This is a genomic window from Psychromonas sp. SR45-3, from assembly GCF_014163575.1.
GTDB lineage: Bacteria > Pseudomonadota > Gammaproteobacteria > Enterobacterales > Psychromonadaceae > Psychromonas > Psychromonas arctica.
Genome location: NZ_JACJDP010000063.1, coordinates 6,461 through 11,146, shown reverse-complemented (window position 1 = coordinate 11,146; position 4,686 = coordinate 6,461). Strand labels below are relative to the sequence as shown.

Sequence of the window (4,686 nt, the reverse complement as noted above, 5' to 3'; positions counted from 1 at the left end):
AAAGAGTTGTTGCCACTGTGCGTTTGTTCTGTAAGTTTCCATTATCTGCTCCGAATTTATTATTGAGCAGATATTTTTAAACAATCAGAAAATCGATACTAGGTGTGCTTCGCTAGACGCTTACACAACAAACGATGCAAGATTACTTTCAACAAGCAGTGTTATTAGAAAAACAGTTTTTTGATGCTTGTTATAAAAGTAAATAAAATTCTATTAAAATAAGTTAAAGCCTTTGTTTAAAAGGCTTTGTATAGTGCGTGATTAGAATTAATCAGAGAAAGTCTTTGTAAGTTATTTAGGGAGTATTCATTGATGAAACTTGTAAATAATTACTTGCATGCCTTTTCCATCATGTTCTTTTCATAACTTCCTTTATATTTTTTATATTGCTTCTTCCAAAAAACACAAACTTCAATTCGAGTTTTATTTGCCCGTTGTTGCCTTTCTCTTTCAGCTGTAACTAATCGCTGCTTCTTCTGATTTTGAATATTTATTAACTTTTGTACTTTTTGTGTTTCTTCTCTTTTTTGTTCTGAAAGTTGATTTTGTATTAAACGATCATGGTTTCTTTTTTCTTGTGCTTGTTGCATGCTTAATGAAGCTTGTTTCATTAATTGGTTTGCTTCATATGAAAACCAATACTTAAAAATGGTACCTGAAATTAAAATCGCAAAAGTAATAGAAAACATAATAGTAAAAAATAATTTAGTGTAATTAATATTATTCATAAGACTCCTCTTAAATTACTGGCTGAAAATATGGCAACTATAGCTGCTTAGTCGTTATTCACTTCAGACTTTAATCTGCCTATGATAATAGCTTATTAAAAATAAAGCTTAACTACATTAGTGAATGTGAGTTTTTACTTCTTAACATCACCAAAAATAATATCTCGATGATTTTCAACCCATAACTCATGCTTTGCCATTACCTTAGTAAACATCGAACTTTGTAAATAAGTATTTAACCAAGCACGTAGTTTTGGGTAGGGGGATTGTTGGTACCATTGACGTTCTACTTTCGAGAACTGACGAATAAATGGTATTAATGCAATATCCAATAAACTCTCAGAGTCACCCATTAAAAATCGATGTTGCGCTAATCGTGACTCTAATTGTTGCAAGTAAGTTTCACAGACTTCACGGCATTCTGTGATGTTAGTTTCCTGATAACGCTTGGCACATTTATAGGCTTCATTTGCTGGAATCAAACCCATTTCATAATAGTTAATCAGCGATAGCATTTGGTCCAATGTTGAGTCATTTGAGGCAGAGCGATGTGCAGTTAACAATTGTGTAGGATCATTGGCTGTTAATACCTTCAGCATAATATCAAGGCTCTCTTCGATGACTTCAGTTTTTTCTCCATCGTAAGTCACTAACATTGGAACGGTACCTTTTGTACTAAGTACTAGCATTTCAGGTGGCTTGTTATTTAATTTGATAGCCCTGATTAAAACCGGCTGCTGAGATTTAAAAATAGCAATTCGTGCACGCATCGCATAGGGGCAATGTTGTAAAGAATACAAGATTGGCAGGTGAGCAGAAGTTTGCTTAGTATTAGTTGGCTGCATAAGAGATCCCTGACAATAAATTCTGTAAATAGAGTGTATTAACAACATATTACCTATAAGCCTTAAGCTCAGCCAGTATTGCTTATTAATAATTTAACTTGATGATTTAGCTTAATAAATAAGCTTATCATCCATTTACAATAAGTGATTCATTTAGGCTCAGTTCATTTCCAATTGATGACTGTTATTAATATCAAAAAATTTCTCTAAAGAATTTTAAAAGAGCGTTGCTTGGCGTATACTGTCGGCGCGATAAAAAGCAAAATGAAAATAATACTATTAAAGGAAAAAAAATGACTCCTATTGTAAAAAGTTTCCAGTATGGCGAACATACGGTAACACTAGAAACTGGCGTAATTGCTCGTCAAGCAACAGCCGCTGTAATGTGTAGCATGGACGATACTTGTGTATTCGTTTCTGTTGTTGGTAAAAATGCTGATGATCAAGAGCGTGATTTCTTCCCTCTGACTGTTAACTACCAAGAAAAAACATACGCTGCAGGTAAAATCCCAGGTGGTTTCTTCAAACGTGAAGGCCGCCCATCTGAAGAAGAAACGTTAATTGCACGTCTTATTGACCGTCCAGTTCGTCCTCTTTTCCCAGCTGGTTTCAAAAACGAAGTACAAGTGATTGCAACTGTTGTTTCAATCAACCCAGAAGTTAACCCAGATATCGTTGCTATGATCGCAACATCTGCGGCACTGTCTATCTCTGGTATGCCTTTTAACGGTCCTATCGGTTGTGCTCGTGTTGGTTACAAAGAAGGTCAATACCTACTTAACCCAACTAAAACAGAATTAGAAACAAGTGATCTTAACCTTGTAGTATCTGGTACTGACAACGCAGTATTAATGGTTGAATCAGAAGCAGCTATCCTAAGCGAAGACGTAATGTTAGGCGCTGTAGTATACGGCCACGATCAGCAACAAGTTGTTGTTGAAGCAATCAAAGAGTTCGCTGCAGAAGTTGCACGTCCTAAATGGGATTGGTCTGCACCAGTTCGTAACGAAGCATTAGATGCTGCGATTGCAACTGAAGCACAAGCTCGTTTTGAACAAGCTTACCAAATCAGTGATAAAGGCGAGCGTTACGACGCAATCAAAGCTATCACTACTGAAGTTAAAGAAAAATTATTAGCTGAAGACGAAGCATTAGTGGCTAAACAAGTAGGCGAATACCTGCATGATTTAGAAAAAACTGTTGTACGTACGCGCATCATTAAAGGTGAGCCACGTATCGATGGTCGTGATCCTGAAAGTGTTCGTGCACTTGACGTTCGTACTGGTGTTTTACCACGTACCCACGGTTCAGCATTATTTACACGTGGTGAAACGCAAGCATTAGTAACAGCTACGCTTGGTACACAACGTGATGCTCAAATCATCGACAGCCTAATGGGTGAGAAGAAAGATCACTTCTTATTACATTATAACTTCCCTCCATACTGTGTAGGTGAAACTGGTTTTGTTGGTTCACCTAAACGTCGTGAAATTGGTCACGGTCGTCTAGCTAAACGTGGTGTATTAGCGGTAATGCCTTCTGTTGAAGAATTCCCATACACAGTGCGTGTTGTATCAGAAATCACTGAATCTAACGGTTCATCTTCAATGGCTTCTGTTTGTGGTTCTTCTCTAGCGCTTATGGATGCTGGTGTTCCACTTAAAGCATCTGTTGCTGGTATCGCAATGGGTCTAGTTAAAGAAGGCGAAGAGTTCGTTGTTCTTTCTGATATCTTAGGTGATGAAGATCATCTTGGTGATATGGACTTTAAAGTAGCAGGTACAACTAATGGTATCACTGCTTTACAAATGGATATCAAAATCGAAGGTATCACACGTGAAATCATGCAAATTGCTTTAAACCAAGCAAAAGCTGCACGTTTACACATTCTTACTGTTATGGATGAAGCAATTTCTGAAGGTCGTTCTGACATTTCTCAGTTTGCTCCACGTATTCACACACTGAAAATCAACACTGATAAAATCCGTGATGTTATCGGTAAAGGCGGCGCAGTTATCCGTGCTCTTTGTGAAGAAACAGGTACAACTATCGAAATCGAAGATGACGGTACAGTTAAAATTGCTGCAACTTCTGGTGAGCAAGCTGAAGATGCAATCAACCGCATTAAAGCACTTACTGCTGAAGTTGAAGTCGGTACTATCTACCACGGTAAAGTTGTACGTCTAGCTGACTTCGGCGCATTCGTTAACATTCTTCCTGGTAAAGATGGCTTAGTTCACATCTCACAAATCTGTGAAGAACGTGTTCAAAAAGTATCTGATTACCTGAAAGAAGGTCAAGAAGTTAAAGTTAAAGTACTAGAAGTAGACCGCCAAGGTCGCGTACGTCTTTCTATGAAAGAAGCTGCAGATAAAGTTGAAGCAGCTCCAGCAGCTGAATAAATTTTTCTAAGCTCTATCTAGATATTATTAAGCAAGCTTCGGCTTGCTTTTTTTATGTCAGTAAGAAAAGTCTTTGATAAAGAAAAAGATGGCTTAGTTCACATCTCACCTATGCCTCAAATAATGGTGAAGAGCATGCACAAAAAATTCTGATTACCTGAAAGAAGGTCAAGAAGTTAAAGTACTAGAAGCTTAAGCCTTAAAAATAAGTCGCCAAGGTAGCGACCATCTTTCTATGAAAGAAGCAGCAGATAAAGTTGAAGCAGCTCCAGCAGCTGAGTAATCTTTTTTAAGGTTTTCTTTTAGTTAAGTAAATCTTTGCATAACTTTTTAGAGCAAGCCTCGGCTTGCTTTTTTTGTGCCAGTAGGAAAGTGTTATGGAGCCTTGATTTGTTATTTGAGAGTTGGCTCGTCTGCGCTCGTCGTGGCATTAAGCTTGTTTATCACTTGATATTCCGCCCTAACGGCGTGTTACTTTCTTTTGCATGCCCAAAAGAACCCCATACCTACAAGAGCAAAGAAAAAGGCACACCGAGTCGCTTTCTGATCCAATCAATGAATAACTTTCTTAACGCACCAGTTCATACGCACATCCATGTGCTAAATGAACTTACAGCAAACGTCCTGTTTGCTGTTGCTGAAAGTTCTTAATTGTTTGGGAAAGCTCAACGGTGGGGTAGTTGTAGCCGCATTGAGTTGTAATTCGTCTGT

General features: G+C 37.7%; 3 protein-coding genes. 1 reads left to right on the top strand and 2 read right to left on the bottom strand.

Annotation, left to right across the window (positions count from 1 at the left end):
• Positions 1-329: 329 nt before the first annotated feature.
• Together H5084_RS18705 and H5084_RS18700 are read right to left on the bottom strand one after the other, a co-directional pair.
• Positions 330-728, bottom strand: coding sequence for a hypothetical protein (locus H5084_RS18705; protein ID WP_182692158.1), 399 nt, complete (start codon positions 726-728; stop codon positions 330-332).
• A 134-nt stretch (positions 729-862) separates the two neighbouring features.
• Complete coding sequence (locus H5084_RS18700; protein ID WP_182692157.1) at positions 863-1,573, bottom strand: glutathione S-transferase; 711 nt, start codon at positions 1,571-1,573, stop codon at positions 863-865.
• Positions 1,574-1,866: 293 nt separating this feature from the next.
• Here H5084_RS18700 and pnp point away from each other — a divergent pair, with 293 nt between their 5' ends.
• Positions 1,867-3,975 carry a polyribonucleotide nucleotidyltransferase gene (gene pnp / locus H5084_RS18695; RefSeq protein ID WP_182692156.1) on the top strand — a complete coding sequence of 703 codons (2,109 nt, stop codon included), beginning with the start codon at positions 1,867-1,869 and terminating at the stop codon, positions 3,973-3,975.
• The last annotated feature ends 711 nt before the right edge of the window (positions 3,976-4,686 follow it).